Origin of the sequence: Periweissella cryptocerci (genome assembly GCF_004358325.1) — a bacterium.
GTDB lineage: Bacteria > Bacillota > Bacilli > Lactobacillales > Lactobacillaceae > Periweissella > Periweissella cryptocerci.
On record NZ_CP037940.1, the window covers coordinates 2,376,203 to 2,393,455 of the forward strand.

Consider the following 17,253-nt stretch of genomic DNA (forward strand, 5'->3'; position numbering starts at 1 on the left):
CTGGTAAAATGCAGTAAGCAAACACGAATAAGCGGAGGCGAAGTAATGGCGGAAATAAAAAAAGTTTATAACATTGGCGTTGAAGCTACGATGGAAGTAATTGGTGGTAAATGGAAGCCAATTATTTTGTGTCACTTGCGCAACCAGACGTTACGTACTGGTGAATTGAAACGAGCGATTCCAAATATCACGCAAAAAATGCTGACACAACAGTTACGGGAGCTAGAAGACGCTGATATTGTTGAGCGCCACGTGTACAATCAAGTGCCACCAAAAGTAGAATATTGCCTGAGTGCGTATGGTGAAACGCTCAGTGTTATTTTGAATAAGCTCTGTGTCTGGGGTGAAAAACATATTGATTTATTAAATGAAAACGGGCAAAAAATTGAACTCATCAACCGCGATGCTGTGCCAGTAATTGAAACTAAATAGCGGTTAACGGCAAATACAAGTGGGACAAACGGCGGTTACCATGAATCATACCTGAATTTGTCCCGACTAAAAAATTTTGGCACGATAATAAGCCTGATTTCTACCAATGAGGAGAAGTCAGGCTTATTTTGTAGGCTGGACGAATTATGCCGCCATTTGTAATTGATACTAGTAGGCAATATTAAATTTGATTATCTCAGTAAGCATTGACCAGTCAACTGGCTTGTCCCATTTGATTAGAATTGCACCATTAGCGGTGGGATACGCATTACTCGTGATTTCTTCGTCAAATTGATCAAGCGTCATCAACGTAGGATAAACATCGAAATGTTTTTTAGTTACCGCAAAAAAGATAATTGGTTTATCACCAATAAAAAATGCGGGCATCGCATTTTCGAGACGTGGTTCCAGCTGTGCATCAATTTGTGCGGTCAATGTCAGGGCTTCATTGAGGCGGGCTTTTTGCTCAGAATTGGTAATAGCGGCTAGGTAATCATTGAAAATGTTCATTAAAAACTCCTCAGGTATGTTTACGTATCTTTGAGTTTACCATAAATAATGCAAAAAACGGAAGTGGTACAAACGGTTGCAGCCTTTTGTACCACGTTAACAAGCCGGATTTCTACCTTACTACAATAAGGAGAAATCCGGCTTGTTTTGCGGGCTGGACAGGCACGTTTTTTACGGAAATACTTAAGATAAGTGTTCAGTTAGTCAAAATAGTTTTCTTTAACATAAGTGACGAGTGGTTCAATCGCAGCTTTATCAGTGAAATCAACGACATTCCCAAATGTATCCAAAATCGCTTGGTCTTCGGCAGTTAATGCACTGTCTTTTTTACGCCCGAGAACAAAATTTTTCAACATAAGTAAGACTGTTTTATCAATGAAACCGAGTTTAGCATAGTCAATTGCTCCCCGAAAGTGAAACATGGGAATCTGCCGGCGCTTATCGGTTGGAATTGCGCGATTAATGACATCGGTATAGTCAGTCGTGGTTGGATCCGATAAACCAACTGTAAAACCGATGACGTCACGATGAGGGTGCTCCCGGAGAATGCCAGCACCACTAATATCACCTATAAATAATGAGCCGCCATAAATAATGAGATCATAGTCCAACAGTTCATCAGGTCGGATTTGATCACGACTGCGTAATTCAGTTCCCAGTTCCTCCGCAATCCAAGTGGCATATTGCTTGGTTGAACCATATTTAGATTTATAGAGTACCAAGATTTTTTTATTAGGCATGACACCGTCCTTATCAATTTATTGAGATTTTCTCCATCATAGCAATTAAATAATTAATATTCATAAAATTCACAATTGTTTCACAATTATTCACAGAATCTTCAAACGTTCATCAATGTGTTATTGGTATGGCTTTTATCTTTTTCGGGTTGCGCCAAGTTTTATGGTTATCGGCGGTATAAAAAAGCGGCTAATATTTTTCTAGATGAAGTGAACCCCCAGTATTGGACCGAAGTTCTATTGCCAGTGTTTTTCTCCCATGCTACCGCGGCCTGTAGGTGATAAATGTTTTTTGCTAGTTACATTATTCTTAACTAACGTAGTGACCAATTTTATTCAATCCCACGTCAGACATAATAGAGCAAAAAAAGCATCCAAAATTTGGATGCTTAAGCCACCTTTTCGTGAACATATTCAAGAAGGGGTAAAATACTTTTCCACTTACAAAGGTCAACTTGTTTGTCGTAGTATTTAAGGAAAGCCCGTTCGTCTGCAGTTAGCTTGTGCGTGGGCTTCAATTTTAGAATAAAGCTTTTAATTGGTACAAGAATTGTCCGTTCAAAGAAGCCGAGCATTTTGCAGTCGAAGCCACCATGAAAATGGAATACCGGCGTCTTTGTACGCCGATCAGCGGGGATATTACGCTCTAAGAGGGCGTGATGATCGAGGTCAGACGGTGGTGTCATACCAACTGTGAAAATGACCAGTTCGCGATATGCACGCTTCATTAAATCATTAATGCCCCGAATTGTTCCAGCGGAAATGGCACCGCCGAAAATGACTAAATCGTACTTTAACATCCCAAATTGTTCAATTTCACTGAGTTCAAGTAAGTCGGCTTTAAAAGCTTCCGCAATCCAAGTCGCGTATTGCTTTGTCATGCCAATTTTTGCTTTATAAATTACTGCTATTTTTTTACGTGTCATATAGTTCCCCCAAACTGTATCTGCAATTATTAACTAACCATAGTTTAGCAAGTAAATATGAAATAAATGGAGCGGATTGTTTGAAGGAATTGTGTATTTATTGAGTGTTACATCGTTTTGGCAATCGATTTAGCCATAACAAAATTTGTGAGAATTTGATTTGCACGGTGGACGGTATTTTCCCGGATAACTTGATAACCACGTTTTTGAAAAAACGGGCGCGCTGTAATTGAGGCGAAAACGCGAATAGTTTCATTACCATGCCTCAGCGCATCGGCTTCTAATTCGCTTGCTAATTGGGTGGCAATCCCTTGCCCCTGAAAATCCTTATGCACAAATAATAAATCTAGTTCACCATCTGCAGTCATCGACCCAAACCCTACAATTGTGTGATTGATTTGCGCGACTAACCCATAATCAGTTAAGAGACGTGCGGGCCAGTCTGTGATGGTGTCAGTCCAAGCATCAAGTTGTACGGAAGTGTAATCGGCTTGATTGATAGCATGAACAGTTTCGTAAAATAACGTGCAAACTGTGGTTTTATCTGTGCTGTGATATGGACGAATATCGATCATCTGAAATAAATCCTTTCTAAATTATGTTTATTACCAACGCTGCATTTTTTGCTGAATGTTTGCGCGAATTATATTAGGAACTTCGATTGGTTTGACTTCATCACCTAAGAACAGGAGCCAGTCACTAATGAAGCTAATTTCTTGGGGATTAGTGAGGTTAATGCTAGTTTCAAACTTGGCTACATTTTGAAATGGATCAATGTACTCAAGTTGAAACTGCGGAGCATGCATACGTTTGAAACGCTGAATGGCAGTACTCTGGAGTTGTAAACGAAGGTTGGGTGCGCTAGGGCTAGTGTGCTTCAATGATTGAAGTTCAGCTTGCTTTGGCATGCTACGTTGCCAATTAATTACCGGCTCAGTAATACGATCAACACGAAAGTTGCGTTTTGCTTGACGAGTATAGTCATAGGCTGCCAGATACCAATGTGAATTTTGAAAATAAAAATTAAGCACGAGAATTGTGCGAACCGTCGCATGTTGTTGGTTATCTGTGTAACTAAAATCAAGTTGTTGATACTGTAAGCTTAGCTCCAACAATGTGCGTAGCATTGGTGTGGCAAAATCGGAGAGTTCTAATAAATTTGGATTAGCCGGATTGGTATTTTCAAATAAAATCAGCTGTTTCAGCAGTAACAAATCATCTTGTTGGGCTTGGGACGCAATTGCTAACAATTTTTCGAGTAAACGCTGCCGATCTTGTAAATAGGGGAGCTGTTGATTCGCCGTTGCTTGGAAAGCTAAAAAGAGTGATTTCAGTTCATCAGTTGTAAATTGAACCGCAGGTAATAGCTGATTACGCATCACGCTGTAGCCACCACCGTTACCGACTTGAGCTTCAAGGGGCATGCCTAGACTTTCGATAGTCTGGACATCACGCAGCGCAGTTCGCTTCGATACATGAAATTCATCAGCAAGCTCTCGGAGTGTGAATGTTTGCCGGTTATTCATATAGCGCATCATGGTGTTAATCCGATCAAATTTTTCGGCCATTATTCCCTCACAAAATTATGTAATAAATTATTAATAGTGCCAACTTTTGTCACCTTTGGCTATTATAGTATAAATATAGAAAGAAAAGCGATAAAGGATTTTCAAATATTTTGGAAAAAGGGAAAAATGATGACAGATTATACGATTGAAACAAAAGCAGCCTTCGCAGTGACGGCATATGGTAAGGCCTTATCAATGGACAAAAATCCATTTGAATTAGCTAGTGAAAAAGCCGGCTTGTGGCAAGAAATTGGGGCCGATGGTCGGTGGGATTCACTGAAGGCAACGGCAGATAATGAATTAGAATACGGTGTTAATGAAGCAATTGATGGCCAATTTTACTATTATGCAGGCGTACAATCAAACGTTACGGCGCCTGAAAATACCCGCGTTATTAACTTTCCAGCTGGCGAATATTTGGTAATTAAGGCAACTGGAACGGAAAATGAAGTTTGGCAACAATTAGATATGGCAGCATTTGGTGAAATATTGCCGCAAGCTAATGATTTTGCCTATGTTGGTGGTCCAAACGCTAACGTACAGCTATCAGTTGCCGATGGTGTGATTAGTGGTGAAAAATTAATTCCCATCATTCGTAAGTAATTTAGGGAAAAGCACCGGTATTTTAGCACAGTAGTAATAAAATTAAAAATCGTATCAACATGACCGGTTGTGCGGGTCATGTTGATACGATTTTTTTGTGTTTAGTTAGACGGCTTAAGCAAGCTAGCCTTTTAAAGGTAGTTTTTTTACCAAATTCATAATCAGTTGGTGATAGGTTTCATCTTTTGAAAGATTAAATTCTTTGCCAAAATAGCCTTTGATACTTAAGCTGATAAAACCGGTAATCATACTCCGGAGGCCGCGATTCAGAAGCACTAAATCAGTTGTGGGGATGTCAAAATCGACTAAGGTACCGCGGAGTAACTCATAATGTGTGCGCAATACTTGACCAACCGCACTATCTTCTTTTAAGAAATAATTAGTTACCAAGTCAAAACTGCCGGCATATTTAAGTGCGACGTTACGGTAGATTTCGGCATAGCACATGACCGCGTTACTACCGTGAAGATTTGCCAGCTGAGTTGTTAACTGTATGTTCATCTCAAGGTAAATGCGGACAACCATCGCGTCTTTAACTGCTTGAATGTTAGGAAAGTGGTTGTATAACGAAGGGTATTTGATATTCAAACCGGCGGCCAAAATAGGGAAAGTTAGTTGGTCGAGACCTTTATCATTGGCGATAATTAAGGCTTGATCGACAATTTTGGCTTGGGTTAAATTTCGCTTCTGAACCATGGGTGGCTCCTTTCAAATTTTTAATCTATTTTTTATAGTATATCACGTGAGAGTGGAGACGGTGCGATGGGTAAATACTAAGGGCATAAATGTGCAAAAAACGCCACGACATAAAAAATTCATAACCACGAAATAATATTCACGAAAAAAGCATATTCCACAAGCAGAATATTAATAATGTTTGATTAAAATAATAAACGGCTTACAAATAGTGAGAGGCTGATGAAGTTTTTTGGATATAATTTCAAAATACATAGTTAAATTAGTGAATGAACTCTCAATAAGATAGAAATAAAAAAATGGAGATTTTCTGATGAGTAAAAAAATGATTCCAATTGTGACCGCAGTTATGTTGTCGGCACAATTAGTAACAATTCCAACCGTTCAAGCACAGGATACTAATATTGAAACGACACTTAATGTTGGCGAGCAAAGCGATGAAAGCACTAGCGTTGAAGACGATTCTGCTGAAGAAAATGTCTTTGAAAAAAATGATCAAGATAGCATCTTGAATAATGAAGATAAATTAGCGGAAGTACTTGAAAATGATGAAGATGTGACAGCGCTAATTAGTGATGAAATCGCGTTGCCCAAGGCTGAAAAGCAAGTTGGCAAAAGTGTAAAAGCTAATAATGACAGCAAAAAAGAAGTGCGGGCAACGACAGCAAACGTTTCAACAGTTGCTCAGTTTGTAAATGCCTGGAATGATATTACGATTGATTGCATTGAACTACAAAATGACCTTAGTATCCCGGATAATCAAGCGAATTTGGCACAAAGTGCAAGTACACGAACTAAAAGTGTTGAAATAAATGGGAATAAACATACGCTTAATTTGGGAAACAATGCGTTATACATGAAAAAGAGTACAGATGGATCACTCAAAGAGAATGGTAAGAGCGGTGGTTCAACCCTTTACGTACATGACTTCACTGGAATTTCATCGACGGTTACGGATGGTGTAACGCCTGGTAATCCAAGCAATGGTTCTACGGCTGGGATTTTTGTCGACTTAAATACGAATAATGCGTACGGTAATTGGCTCAATAATGGTACTTGGCGGGCGAAGTTTGAAAATATTACGGTCGATTCTCCAAGCTCACACCTGACGATGATGTCACGTTGCGAAGTGACCTTTGCAGGTACTAATAATATTAAGACGACCAACGAACCATTGGTTGTTGGGAGTGTAATTTTTGCGGCAGGGTCGCACACGAATATCGTTAGTGCTAATCCAACGCCACTACTTTGGATGAATAACGAAAAAGATGATTCAGTGCTTACAACTGCGGATTCACGCGAAGTTACGCTAGAAAGTAATGCAAAAGTTTCTTTACGTAATATGCCAGGAACAGCGGATGCAACCGCGACGGTCGTTCCTAAAAATGTGCCTAATAATTTTGCTAGTCAAAAGGCATATGGACCAATTGCGTGGGCTTTTGGTAATATAACGGTCAATCAGGACGCAGTTCTGGATATGGGAACCGCGGCAGGTGGGCTTGCTTGGTATAATCGACCAGATAGTTCACCGGTAATCGCGCCAGCTGATATTAAGGCCTCAACGGTGAGTGGTGGCTTTGGTAATGTATATGTGAACGGTGGCATATTGAATTTACATTCATCACTTAACATTCCAGCGACAAATCCAATTATCCGGAATGTGAACGGTGATAAGTCTGCTGGGGCAACAATTGCGATTAATCAAGGTGGTAGCTTCTTTGTTACTGGTAATATGCCAGCTGACAAACCAGTGATTAATTTGGCAACGTCAAATACTGCCTTGATCATGAACCAACCAAAAGCATTTGATATTAAAAATATTGGTGGTACCGGAACGAGCAGCGATACCAATTATTCTGCCATCAATATTGGTGATTCTACGAACACCGCTAATAACAATCAGACTAAAACGCGTACATTTGCAATCAACAATAGTGATATTAGCTTGTGGAATAACACGACGGCATTAACAACTAATGACGATGGTATCATTACAGCACCCCAAGATGGTGATTTTGTTGACGTCGAAAACTTCTTACTTGAGCGAAAAGCAAATAACGCTAATGGTACAAGTACTTCACGGATTACGGCATCAGATGATATGTTGCAAGGCGCAGTTGATGAACGCTTGAATACGCAAAATTCGGCATTTGACCGAATCATGGGGCTTAACTCAGCACCAACAGTAACAATCCAACCTTGGCAAGCGCATGACGATGTGACGCTAGACTCATTGTTAGCACAACACAATGGTGATGTATATAAAACCGACTTCATCACGGATGCTGATAAAGCGTTGCGGGCACGAATTCAAATGGGGCAGTTGCCAAATCAAGCTAACCCAAACTATGAAACTGGTGATTTAGTAATGGCACCGGTCTGGGCTAATCACAATACAATTGTTGATCTTGATACGAATGATTCAGCAACAATCGATATTGATGCACCCGGTAGTTCATTATCAGTTGACGAAATTGGTGATAACGGATTTATGACTATTAAGGATAATGATGTAGCTGATTTCCAAAAAAATGTGCTGAATGGCGGTGATGACATTCAAGCAACTGTAAGCCGTGGGACAAACCCTGCGCGCTCAACAGAAACCACGACGAATGTGATTGATGTAACGCCACCAACACCGGTGCCACTTGAAGATATTAGTGCTGCCGATACCAGTAGTACCACAATTAGTGGGAGCGCTTCTGCTGACACGGCCAGTGTGCGGTTGAAGCTAAGTACTGATGAAGGTGCAACGTGGTCTGACTTTAGTGACTCAGTCGCTGTAACTAATGGTACGTGGACATTACCGCTACCAAGTGATTTAAAAGCTGGTGATCAGGTCCAAATTTTTGCATCTGATGGGACAAGTGTTAGCAAAGCGCGGGCATTAACTGGGGATAAGGAAAATGAAAATCCAGCCACAGAAATGACCTACCACGATGCAACTTTCCCAGCTGCGACAATTTACACGATTGTTGCCGCTAACACGGATAACGGTGACAACACGGGTAACGGTGGTAATACAGACAACGGTGATAACACGGGTAATGGTGATAACACAGATAACGGCAATACGACCAACCCAGGTGACACGACAACACCAGATAACACGAACACGGCCGGCACTGACACCGTGGTTGATACAAAGCCAACACAACCAGGCACGACTGATTCAGATAAAACAAAACCAATTACGCATTTACCAGGAAGTGGTGGCGATAAGCCAAACAAGAAGAAAACTAGTAAGCAAGCACCTAAAAAGGCCGCTAAGAAAACGAAGCAAGCTAATGGACAAAACAGTAAAGCTGCCGCTAAGAATGCGTTACCTAAAGCTGGTAACAAATTCGACCGCTTGCAAATGATCATTGCAACGCTTGGTGGAATTACATTATTAGGCGCGATTGTGTGGTTGAAAAAAATTCGCGGTAAAAATACGGAAGTATAATTGATGTTAAACTTTTACTAAAAAGTTAATGACTAGTAGTAAATAATAAACGAAAAGCACCAAATCACTTAGAGTTACCAAGTGATTTGGTGCTTTTCGAGGTTTTATTCCGTCTGACGTGGGATTTATAAAATGTGATGTATGATGCCACTGCGTGACTGAAAATCACATTGTGCACCGAGATGGAAGCACATGCCCAAGCCGCTTGCTTATGCCTGAGGTACGACAACGCAAAACATTCCAGCAGTTTGTTTGCAACAAACAACTGAATCTAATCAAAACCCGATTAGATTAGCCTTCCAGGCTGAATGTCTGTCTTGGGCAATTCGGGATAGCCGGCAGTCTAATGGCTAAAGCCAAAAGACTGCTCACATTTGTAGCTACGCTGGACAAATAAGGCCCGGTCGGTTCTACCCTCAGCGACAAACTCGACACGTGGTGTCACGTCCCATTTCGGTGTAAAGCCTACCGGCCACAAAGTGATTTTCAGTCACTCCGCTAGATAAGCGTAGAATTATTGATTACCGCTAAACTTGCAGTGACAAGGATTAGGGCATATTACTAGTCAGACTGCGTGCTCAAACTAACGAAGAGGCTGGAAACAGGCTGGACTTTAGTTCGCACCGTGATGGCATAATCAGTAACGGGTTTCGTTACTGATTATGGATTTGTGAAGATGGTTACCGCGTTAGCGAACCAATCTTCGCAAACATTTGAAGACCGCACTGTGGCTTCAAATGCTTGTCTTCCATCACGGTGTCCAGACTGGTTCCAGCCTCGTAGTGGGAATCAATCTGAGACGTATATCCAAATCCAGCGCTAGAAAAATTTTAGCCCTTTTTGATAATCTAGCGTATTAAATATAGGGGCAGAAATGCCATAGTTGGGGGGAGCAAGTATGGTTTTGAATACCATTTTAATCATGTGCGATCAATTTAGCACGTGAGGTATTGGGTTAACTATATTTTATAGTTTACATCAAGTGGTGGAAGTTGTAGACTTGTTCATTGGAGCTAAACTACAAAAAATAGTTTAATGTGAAAGTTAGTTAGAAAGTGTGCAGAAGTACATGATAAACAATTTAAAAAATAAATTTAGTGGTAAGGAAATTTGGCAACGAAACTTGATTGTGCTGTGGTTTGGTACCTTCATGACGGGGATTGGTGGTAGCTTGATTGCGCCATTTATTTCCTTGTACATTGCAACGTTAGGACATTACACGACCAAGGAATTAGCGTTCTGGTCCGGTGCTATTTTTGCGTCCAACTATATCGTTTTGGCCATTGTGTCGCCACTCTGGGGACGATTAGCCGATGCAAAAGGGCGTAAATTAATGTTATTACGGGCTAGCGCGGGGATGGCAGTGACTATCTTTTTAATGGGCTTTGTGACGCACGCATGGATGCTATTGGCATTACGGATGCTGTTAGGCGCATTTTCTGGTTTCACGTCTAATTCGATGGCACTAATGGCAACGACGACGCCGAAGACGGAATCAGGACGTGTAATGAGCACGCTGACAACAGGAAGCGTTGGCGGGATGTTGCTTGGCCCAATTATCGGTGGTGTTGTTGTTGGAATTGTTGGTTATCGTCCCGTATTTTGGATTACGGGAGTAATTATGGCAGCGGTTTTCTTCCTTGCCTTATTCTTCGTTAAAGAGGATTTCAAACCAATTATTGCCAAAGGTAAATTGGGGATGAAAGAAGTTTTCACATCAGTTAATAGTAAGACGATTGTCTGGGGGATGTTGCTAACAACAGCAATTACGCAAATCACTAATCAGTCAATTAATCCGGTGCTGTCGCTGTACGTTAAACATTTGATGCATGATACTGGTAACATTACCTTGATGGCCGGGGTTGTTTCAGCGGCACCAGGCATTGTGACGTTACTCGTAGCGCCACGGCTTGGACAGTTGGGCGATCACATTGGTCAGAAATACATTTTAGGTGCGGGTTTAGTATTTTCAATGTTAGTCTTTATTGGAATGTCATTTGCGACGAATGTCTATTATTTAATTGGGACGCGATTGTTGATTGGGGTGAGCGATGCCGCGATTTTACCAAGTGTTCAAGCGGTTTTAGCTAAACAAGCACCACAAGCAGTTACCGGGCGAGTATTCTCATATAATCAATCAGCACAGTCGATGGGTGCATTCATTGGTCCCTTAATTGGTTCAACAATTGCCGCGATGTTTGGTTACAATATGGTATTTATCGGTAGTGCCATTTTTGTGGTTATCAATCTGATTAACTATGCGACCCATACAAAAGATTTAGACAGCGAAGTTGCGGCATAATTAAATTAATAATTTGAGGTGAAGATAATGGATTTTAAGAATTCGAATACGGCATTAGTTGTTATTGATATGCAAGATGGTATCTTGTTTGGTGAAAAGCCGTTGGTACCACATGCACCAAAAGAACTATTAACTAAAACCAATCACTTGATTGAAGAGGCTATCAAAGCCGAAGCCCCAACTGCGTTAATTAATGTTTCAAGTGACCGAATCCCCGTGGCGATGCGTGAAAAATTCACTAACTTGTCGCTACGAGATGACTTGGTGGCGCATGAAAATAGTATGAGTTTTACCAAATACGAACCAAGCGCGTTTTCAATTGTGGCGTTGCAAAATTTCTTAAAGAAAGATATAGAAAATGTTTTGCTGACGGGAATCGTGACTGAAACTGGCGTATTGAAAACCGCCGAGGACTTAGTAGCCGCGGGGTTCAATGTTATTACGATTGAAGATTTAACGAGTGCACGGACTTCAGAAAATCATCAACACGCGTTAGAACGATTAGATACAATTGGAGATGTTATTTCGCTTGATCAAGTGATTGCATATTTGCAGTAGTAAATAGAATTGTAAGAATATGTTTCAAAACAGGTCTTAAGTTTTCTTTTCGGAAAGCTTAAGACCTATTTTGTTTAAATAAGAATTAGAGTGTGGGGAACTTGTAAGTGATGGATTCCAATGAAATTAACTAATTATTTAACTTGGGTGAATCTTTAATTGGAATAATATTATCATAAATGAGTGAAAACGCTTGCATTAATTTGAGATAAGTCCATGATTAAAAGTGGTACACGATACAATGGTGCGCCAGACAATTTGGTCAATGAAGGAGCTCCATCATGAAAAAAACATTAGGACTTACTGATAAAGAACAAGAAGCAGCTATGTTGAGCGCAGCCGATGTTGCGGGGATTCCATATACAGTTGAAAGCCAAGGCGAATTTAAAATTTGGGTTGATAAAGAAGAAAATATTTACGTTGAAATTAAATCAGCACCAACAGGCTTCCGGGCGGATCTTTTATTTGGACCAGCTAGCTTGGCATTGTTGAAAAATAATATTGAAATTCCAACAGAAGAAGATTTATTAAATTTCGTCAAGCAGTTAAACACAGACGATGTCCAAGACTTCTTGCTTGGTTATGTAATGGATGTGCCTCGTAAAGACGCACGGACGTATCTTGGAACTTTGAACCAAAAGTTTAACGAATTTTTAGTTGAAGCATAACAATTTAAGTGCGCCAGAAAAATCGTGTTACTCGCAAAATGAGTAGCACGATTTTTGTTGTATTTAGTGATAGAAGAGTGCTGGGAATTATGCCAAAATCATTTTAGCAACGTGCTGGTTTGCCGTAATAACTTCATTAATGTCGGCAGATTCAAGGAATGTCGCACGAAAAACATGAATCATTGTATTTGATAAGGCACTCGCAACGGCGTTGGTGTAGTTTAAGTTAATTAGATAATCCGTTAAGCGCCGTTCGTATTTATCCCACATTTTTAACAAGCGCCCATTCAAAGCGTCGTTTTCACGGATGATTGTGGGTAACTGCATTGCTTCGGGCGTGTGGTTATCGTTATCTGTCTGGTTTGCGGCATTTGCTTGCTGGATAAAAGTGATAAAAGCTGCCCAAATGTTTGTCGCGCCGTCAAGTCCGGCTAGTAAAGCATTAATCAATTCGTCTTCATCATCGAAAATAATATCTTCTTTTGAAGGGAAGTATTGGAATAATGTTTTTTTAGCAATATGACTTTCGGCAGCGATTTGGGCGGTAGTGACGTTATCATAGCCGTGCTCGGCAAAGAGTTTAACGGCAACATTAAATATTTCGGCGCGCTTGGCAGCCTTTTTTTCTTCTCGATTACTCATGTGATTATTTTACCACGTTCAAATAAAAATGTAACCTGGTAACTTTTTGTTGACAAAAAAGTAACTTGGTTACATAATGTGTAACGTTGATAAAAAGTAACCCGGTTACTTAAAAATAAATACACACGAAGGTATAGAATTATGGCTGCACAAACAGAAAAGAAGTTAAATCTGACGTGGATTTTCATTCCATTGAGTTTGATATTGTTCATGTCGACACTTGATCAAACGATTACGACCACCGCGTTAGATGGGATTGTCAAAGACCTAGGACACCTCAACCAATCAGCGTGGATTATCACGGGATTCATGTTAACTAGTGCCGTGATGACATTGATTTTTGGAAAACTCGGTGATATTTTTGGTCGCAAAATCATTTTACAAATTGCGTTGGCGATATTTATTTTAGGTTCACTATTTAGTGGCTTAGCACATTCAATGTTATTTTTGATTATCGCACGGACATTCCAAGGTATCGGTGCGGGAGGATTAAATTCATTGGTACAAGCGGTCACGGCAGATGTGGTACCAGCACGTACTCGTGGAAAATATCAAGCTTTGTTTGGATTGATCAGCATGGTCAGCTTAATTGCTGGGCCAATCTTGGGTGGTTACTTTGTTCAGTATGCTTCATGGCAATGGATTTTCTTTATTAACATTCCAATTGGAGTCATCGCTTCGGTAATCTTGGCAATTAAGTTACATTTGCCAAGCCGGGCAAATGTGGTAACAAAAATTGACTATTTAGGAAGTGTTTTTGTAACAACATTTACAGCATTAACTTTATTGATTGTGACATTAGGTGGCGAACAAGTTGCGTGGCACTCCGCAAAAATGTTCTACATGATTATTGGGGCAGTTGTTTCATTAATTGCGTACCTAATTGTGGAACACCGGATGCAAAAGGACGCGTTAACACCACTACCATTGTTCAAAAATTTGACGTTTAACAATGCGAGCTTACAATTTGCACTCGCCACAGCGGCATTATTTGTCGCAATGGTCTTTATCCCAATGTATGCGCAAATGATTCACCACGTTTCAGCTAGCCATTCTGGTTATTACATCATTCCAACGATGATTGCGATGATTATTGCAACGATGGTCGGTGGTGCAATCATCGAAAGAACTGGTAAATACAAGCTTTTGCCAATTATTGGGGCGGTTTTATTGGGCGTTGGTTTCTATGGTTTGGCACAAATTAGTTTAAATTCAGCCAATTGGTTTATCATTTTGTGGCAAATTCCCGTGGGCTTAGGCGTTGGCTTGTTTGTCCAAGTTGCAATGTTAGCTGGACAAAATACCGTGCCAGTGCGGGATCTTGGTACGGCAACTGGTGTTTTGAATTTCTTTAAAACCCTAGGCGGTGCCTTTGGTGCAGCAGCCTTTGGTGTAATCTTAACTAATGATATGGGGACGCATTTGGCTAATCCGATTCACGCCTTCCAAACGGTCTTTATCTGGACAATTCCAATTGCGGTAGTTTTACTTATTTTGGCGGTGTTCTTGAAGGAAGAACCATTGTCTGAAGAAGTCTTAGCATATGAAGATTAATTATTAAAAATGGAAGTGGGGTAAAAGGTGGTGTAGCCTTTTATCGGACGTTAATAAGCCTGATTTCTACCTTACGATGAGGGGAAATCAGGCTTATTTTGTAGGCTGGACAAGTTATGCCTCAGCCTAATTTTTATAATTAGCCAGCGTCTTAATAAATGACCGCAATGCACGGCAATTTTGTGAGATTGGTGCATAATGAAATTAAGGGGATACGGCCAGATTTAGTGGTGGGTTTTCTAGATGATTGAGTAGTTAAGGTTGGTGGCAAATGATAAAAAACGTTAGTACAGTAAAAATTGTTGAGGGGATATTGTTAGTGATTGCCAGTGTAGTAATCTTTATCTTGTTAATTAATGATATCGAACCATTTCACGACGTATTTTTGGCGGCGCAACCACACGAAATAGCATTTGCCTTATTCCCAATTATTATTGCATGCACTTTTGGCATTATCCTCCTACTGGCGATGCACGACTTAAGTCCTAAATGGACGGATATTACGTTTGTAGGTTTGGCAATTGCCAACGTGCCAGTACTAATGATGGAAGGGTTAGGCAATTATCCAGTTTGTTGGTATCCAGTTATTGGCTTAATTATTGCTATGATTGGTGCAGGCGTCGAGCGAGCATAAATTGGATTTTAGAAGTTAAAATTATCATTTTTTAGTAACGCACAAGCAAGTCAACCATAAATGATGGGGGATTTGCCTGTGTGTTTTTGTAGTCTATTTAGATAGTTGTCTAAATATTATGGTATAATCTATTTAGGCAAAACACTAAATAGATTGTGGAGGTTTGTTTGACAAAATAAGAGAGGTGAGGTGAAGGCATGGGGTTACAGACGACATTAAAAGCTTTAGCGAATCCGGTACGCCGTGAAATTCTAATGCTGTTGAAAGATGGACGCCATTCAGCAGGCGAAATCAGTGAGCATTTTGCATTGAGCAATGCCACGGTTTCGCATCACTTAGCTCAACTGCGGCAAGGTGACTTGATTCGCGAAACAAAATATAAAAATTTCATTTATTATGAACTTAATCTCAGTGTTTTTGAGGAAGCAATGCTCTGGTTGAAAGGATTGACAGGTGAGGATGATGAAGAAAATTAAACAAATGTGGTGGCCGACCGTAGTGGGGCTGATTCCGTTAGTTATGGGGGCAGTGTTGTACAACCAGTTGCCTAATCGGATTCCCATCCATTACAATGTGAATGGGTTACCAGATAATTACGCGGGTAAACTATTTGGGGTGGTGTTCTTGCCACTATTGCTAATTGCTGTGAATTTTTTAATTTTTATTACACGGGAACATGCTCGGCAAAAAAATAAACGCTTGAATGAAATTATCATTTGGATTGTACCGTTGTTGGCGCTTGTCCTCCAACCAACGACACTATTAACAGCATTAGGTTATCAACTAAATGTTATGACAATTGTGATGATTACAGTTGGGGTGATATTTATGGTACTAGGGAATTATATTCCTAAGGCTAGCCCTAATCGAACAGTGGGATTTCGCTTCAAAACGACGCTAACCAATCCTGAAAATTGGCAAAAAACCAACCGACTTGGTGGCATTATGATGGTGATTAGTGGGTTACTATTTATTATCGGTGGCGTGTTGGGGATGTGGAACGTCATGTTTGCAATTGGTGCATTAGTGATTAGTATGATACTAACGGTGGTTGTACCAATTGTTTATTCTATTAAGCTTCACAAGCACTTTGAAATGTAATTTAGGGAGGAAATTAAGTAAATGATTATTCGAGAAGCAACAGTAGCGGACAATGAGCGTATTGGGGAATTATTCGGCGTTATATTTGGGCAAATGGATTTAGCGGAATTACGCGACCTGAGCGAAACCAAACGTAATACACTAATTGGTCAGATTTATGGGTCAACCAAGTTGAAAGCTGTTGCAAAATTAATGGTCGCTGAAATAGATGGATACATTGTTGGGGCAGCGTATTCATACGATGGTAACAATGAAACTAAAACAGACGAAGTAATTCGTGAACAAACGGGTGATTATGAGTTACATCCTGATCAAGAGGCGCAAGCAGACGAATGGTACCTCGAGATGCTGGTGGCGGATAGTGAGTTCCGTGGGCAAGGAATCGGTTCCGCATTAATGAAAAATGTTGAAAACTTGGCAATTACGAGTGGATTACCATACTTTAGTTTGAATGTGGATTTTGCCAATGAAGATGCCCGTCGATTGTACTTACGCCAAGGCTTCGTTGATGATGGCGTAATAAAAATTGGTGAGCATGATTATTACCATATGAAAAAGCAAATTAATTAACAATAAGAAGTGCGACAAAAGATGGTTTACAGCCTTTTGCTCGTTAATAAGACTCTATTTAGTCTGACATGGGATTGGCCACTCCGTTAGTTAGGTATAATACTCAAACTAGCGAAAACCGTTATAAACCACAGACCTCAGTAGTATGGAAAAAACACTGAGGACTAATAAAAATTCAGTAATTCGATGATTGAAAAGTACGAAAACGATAATTTCACGCTAGAATAAATAGAATGGTTAATAAGACTGATTTCTACCTTACGATAAGGAGAAATCAGTCTTATTTTGTGGGCTGGAGTTATGT

General features: G+C 40.2%; 18 protein-coding genes. 11 read left to right on the top strand and 7 right to left on the bottom strand.

All coding sequences use genetic code 11. The features are described 5' to 3' along the window. The first annotated feature begins 45 nt into the window (after positions 1-45). Positions 46-432 (top strand): winged helix-turn-helix transcriptional regulator, encoded by a 387-nt coding sequence (locus tag EQG49_RS10500; protein ID WP_207668552.1) that lies wholly within the window; start codon positions 46-48, stop codon positions 430-432. Positions 433-600: 168 nt separating this feature from the next. On the opposite strand, the gene EQG49_RS10505 is transcribed toward EQG49_RS10500, so the two are convergent. The 5 genes from EQG49_RS10505 to EQG49_RS10525 all read right to left on the bottom strand — a co-directional run bounded on the left by EQG49_RS10505 (position 601) and on the right by EQG49_RS10525 (position 4,176). Further along, positions 601-942, bottom strand: a complete 342-nt coding sequence (locus EQG49_RS10505) for an iron chaperone (protein ID WP_133363918.1) — start codon at positions 940-942, stop codon at positions 601-603. A gap of 200 nt (positions 943-1,142) precedes the next feature. After that, a complete protein-coding gene (locus EQG49_RS10510; protein ID WP_133363919.1) occupies positions 1,143-1,682 on the bottom strand; it encodes a flavodoxin domain-containing protein in 540 nt (179 codons plus the stop codon). A gap of 389 nt (positions 1,683-2,071) precedes the next feature. Next, complete coding sequence (locus tag EQG49_RS10515) at positions 2,072-2,608, bottom strand: flavodoxin domain-containing protein (RefSeq protein WP_133363920.1); 537 nt, start codon at positions 2,606-2,608, stop codon at positions 2,072-2,074. Between the two features lie 107 nt (positions 2,609-2,715). Then, on the bottom strand, positions 2,716-3,183 hold the full coding sequence (locus tag EQG49_RS10520; RefSeq protein WP_133363921.1) for a GNAT family N-acetyltransferase: 468 nt from the start codon (positions 3,181-3,183) through the stop codon (positions 2,716-2,718). Between the two features lie 30 nt (positions 3,184-3,213). Beyond that, on the bottom strand, positions 3,214-4,176 hold the full coding sequence (locus EQG49_RS10525) for a helix-turn-helix transcriptional regulator (protein WP_133363922.1): 963 nt from the start codon (positions 4,174-4,176) through the stop codon (positions 3,214-3,216). A 126-nt stretch (positions 4,177-4,302) separates the two neighbouring features. Between EQG49_RS10525 and EQG49_RS10530 the strand changes: the two genes are divergently transcribed. Then, complete coding sequence (locus EQG49_RS10530; RefSeq protein WP_165964872.1) at positions 4,303-4,779, top strand: effector binding domain-containing protein; 477 nt, start codon at positions 4,303-4,305, stop codon at positions 4,777-4,779. A 123-nt stretch (positions 4,780-4,902) separates the two neighbouring features. On the opposite strand, the gene EQG49_RS10535 is transcribed toward EQG49_RS10530, so the two are convergent. After that, entirely contained in the window at positions 4,903-5,475 is a 573-nt protein-coding gene (locus EQG49_RS10535; RefSeq protein ID WP_133363924.1) for a TetR/AcrR family transcriptional regulator, read from the bottom strand. 313 nt (positions 5,476-5,788) lie between these two features. Here EQG49_RS10535 and EQG49_RS10540 point away from each other — a divergent pair, with 313 nt between their 5' ends. From EQG49_RS10540 to EQG49_RS10555, 4 genes are all read left to right on the top strand, one after another. Continuing rightward, on the top strand, positions 5,789-8,920 hold the full coding sequence (locus EQG49_RS10540) for a pectate lyase-like adhesive domain-containing protein (RefSeq protein ID WP_133363925.1): 3,132 nt from the start codon (positions 5,789-5,791) through the stop codon (positions 8,918-8,920). Between the two features lie 1,069 nt (positions 8,921-9,989). After that, entirely contained in the window at positions 9,990-11,222 is a 1,233-nt protein-coding gene (locus EQG49_RS10545) for an MFS transporter (protein ID WP_133363926.1), read from the top strand. A gap of 27 nt (positions 11,223-11,249) precedes the next feature. Continuing rightward, positions 11,250-11,780 (top strand): cysteine hydrolase family protein, encoded by a 531-nt coding sequence (locus EQG49_RS10550; protein ID WP_133363927.1) that lies wholly within the window; start codon positions 11,250-11,252, stop codon positions 11,778-11,780. 281 nt (positions 11,781-12,061) lie between these two features. Next, the gene (locus EQG49_RS10555) at positions 12,062-12,448 is read left to right on the top strand and encodes a hypothetical protein (protein ID WP_133363928.1); all 387 of its coding nucleotides are present in this window, start codon (positions 12,062-12,064) and stop codon (positions 12,446-12,448) included. 87 nt (positions 12,449-12,535) lie between these two features. Here EQG49_RS10555 and EQG49_RS10560 read toward each other — a convergent pair whose 3' ends face one another. After that, entirely contained in the window at positions 12,536-13,090 is a 555-nt protein-coding gene (locus EQG49_RS10560) for a TetR/AcrR family transcriptional regulator (protein ID WP_133363929.1), read from the bottom strand. 141 nt (positions 13,091-13,231) lie between these two features. Here EQG49_RS10560 and EQG49_RS10565 point away from each other — a divergent pair, with 141 nt between their 5' ends. From EQG49_RS10565 to EQG49_RS10585, 5 genes are all read left to right on the top strand, one after another. Then, the gene (locus EQG49_RS10565; protein WP_133363930.1) at positions 13,232-14,644 is read left to right on the top strand and encodes an MDR family MFS transporter; all 1,413 of its coding nucleotides are present in this window, start codon (positions 13,232-13,234) and stop codon (positions 14,642-14,644) included. A gap of 271 nt (positions 14,645-14,915) precedes the next feature. Next, the gene (locus EQG49_RS10570; protein ID WP_133363931.1) at positions 14,916-15,278 is read left to right on the top strand and encodes a hypothetical protein; all 363 of its coding nucleotides are present in this window, start codon (positions 14,916-14,918) and stop codon (positions 15,276-15,278) included. Between the two features lie 197 nt (positions 15,279-15,475). Further along, the gene (locus EQG49_RS10575) at positions 15,476-15,754 is read left to right on the top strand and encodes an autorepressor SdpR family transcription factor (protein WP_133363932.1); all 279 of its coding nucleotides are present in this window, start codon (positions 15,476-15,478) and stop codon (positions 15,752-15,754) included. Further along, positions 15,738-16,379, top strand: a complete 642-nt coding sequence (locus tag EQG49_RS10580; protein ID WP_133363933.1) for an SdpI family protein — start codon at positions 15,738-15,740, stop codon at positions 16,377-16,379. Before EQG49_RS10575 ends, EQG49_RS10580 begins: the two co-directional genes overlap by 17 nt. 21 nt (positions 16,380-16,400) lie before the next feature. After that, entirely contained in the window at positions 16,401-16,949 is a 549-nt protein-coding gene (locus EQG49_RS10585; RefSeq protein WP_133363934.1) for a GNAT family N-acetyltransferase, read from the top strand. The last annotated feature ends 304 nt before the right edge of the window (positions 16,950-17,253 follow it).

What these genes read in the sequence shown, in the direction of transcription:
- EQG49_RS10500 (WP_207668552.1), top strand. Translation starts at nt 46, where the DNA reads ATGGCGGAAATAAAAAAAGTTTATAACATTGGCGTTGAAGCTACGATG.
- EQG49_RS10505 (WP_133363918.1), bottom strand. Translation starts at nt 942, where the DNA reads ATGAACATTTTCAATGATTACCTAGCCGCTATTACCAATTCTGAGCAA.
- EQG49_RS10510 (WP_133363919.1), bottom strand. Translation starts at nt 1,682, where the DNA reads ATGCCTAATAAAAAAATCTTGGTACTCTATAAATCTAAATATGGTTCA.
- EQG49_RS10515 (WP_133363920.1), bottom strand. Translation starts at nt 2,608, where the DNA reads ATGACACGTAAAAAAATAGCAGTAATTTATAAAGCAAAAATTGGCATG.
- EQG49_RS10520 (WP_133363921.1), bottom strand. Translation starts at nt 3,183, where the DNA reads ATGATCGATATTCGTCCATATCACAGCACAGATAAAACCACAGTTTGC.
- EQG49_RS10525 (WP_133363922.1), bottom strand. Translation starts at nt 4,176, where the DNA reads ATGGCCGAAAAATTTGATCGGATTAACACCATGATGCGCTATATGAAT.
- EQG49_RS10530 (WP_165964872.1), top strand. Translation starts at nt 4,303, where the DNA reads ATGATGACAGATTATACGATTGAAACAAAAGCAGCCTTCGCAGTGACG.
- EQG49_RS10535 (WP_133363924.1), bottom strand. Translation starts at nt 5,475, where the DNA reads ATGGTTCAGAAGCGAAATTTAACCCAAGCCAAAATTGTCGATCAAGCC.
- EQG49_RS10540 (WP_133363925.1), top strand. Translation starts at nt 5,789, where the DNA reads ATGAGTAAAAAAATGATTCCAATTGTGACCGCAGTTATGTTGTCGGCA.
- EQG49_RS10545 (WP_133363926.1), top strand. Translation starts at nt 9,990, where the DNA reads ATGATAAACAATTTAAAAAATAAATTTAGTGGTAAGGAAATTTGGCAA.
- EQG49_RS10550 (WP_133363927.1), top strand. Translation starts at nt 11,250, where the DNA reads ATGGATTTTAAGAATTCGAATACGGCATTAGTTGTTATTGATATGCAA.
- EQG49_RS10555 (WP_133363928.1), top strand. Translation starts at nt 12,062, where the DNA reads ATGAAAAAAACATTAGGACTTACTGATAAAGAACAAGAAGCAGCTATG.
- EQG49_RS10560 (WP_133363929.1), bottom strand. Translation starts at nt 13,090, where the DNA reads ATGAGTAATCGAGAAGAAAAAAAGGCTGCCAAGCGCGCCGAAATATTT.
- EQG49_RS10565 (WP_133363930.1), top strand. Translation starts at nt 13,232, where the DNA reads ATGGCTGCACAAACAGAAAAGAAGTTAAATCTGACGTGGATTTTCATT.
- EQG49_RS10570 (WP_133363931.1), top strand. Translation starts at nt 14,916, where the DNA reads ATGATAAAAAACGTTAGTACAGTAAAAATTGTTGAGGGGATATTGTTA.
- EQG49_RS10575 (WP_133363932.1), top strand. Translation starts at nt 15,476, where the DNA reads ATGGGGTTACAGACGACATTAAAAGCTTTAGCGAATCCGGTACGCCGT.
- EQG49_RS10580 (WP_133363933.1), top strand. Translation starts at nt 15,738, where the DNA reads ATGATGAAGAAAATTAAACAAATGTGGTGGCCGACCGTAGTGGGGCTG.
- EQG49_RS10585 (WP_133363934.1), top strand. Translation starts at nt 16,401, where the DNA reads ATGATTATTCGAGAAGCAACAGTAGCGGACAATGAGCGTATTGGGGAA.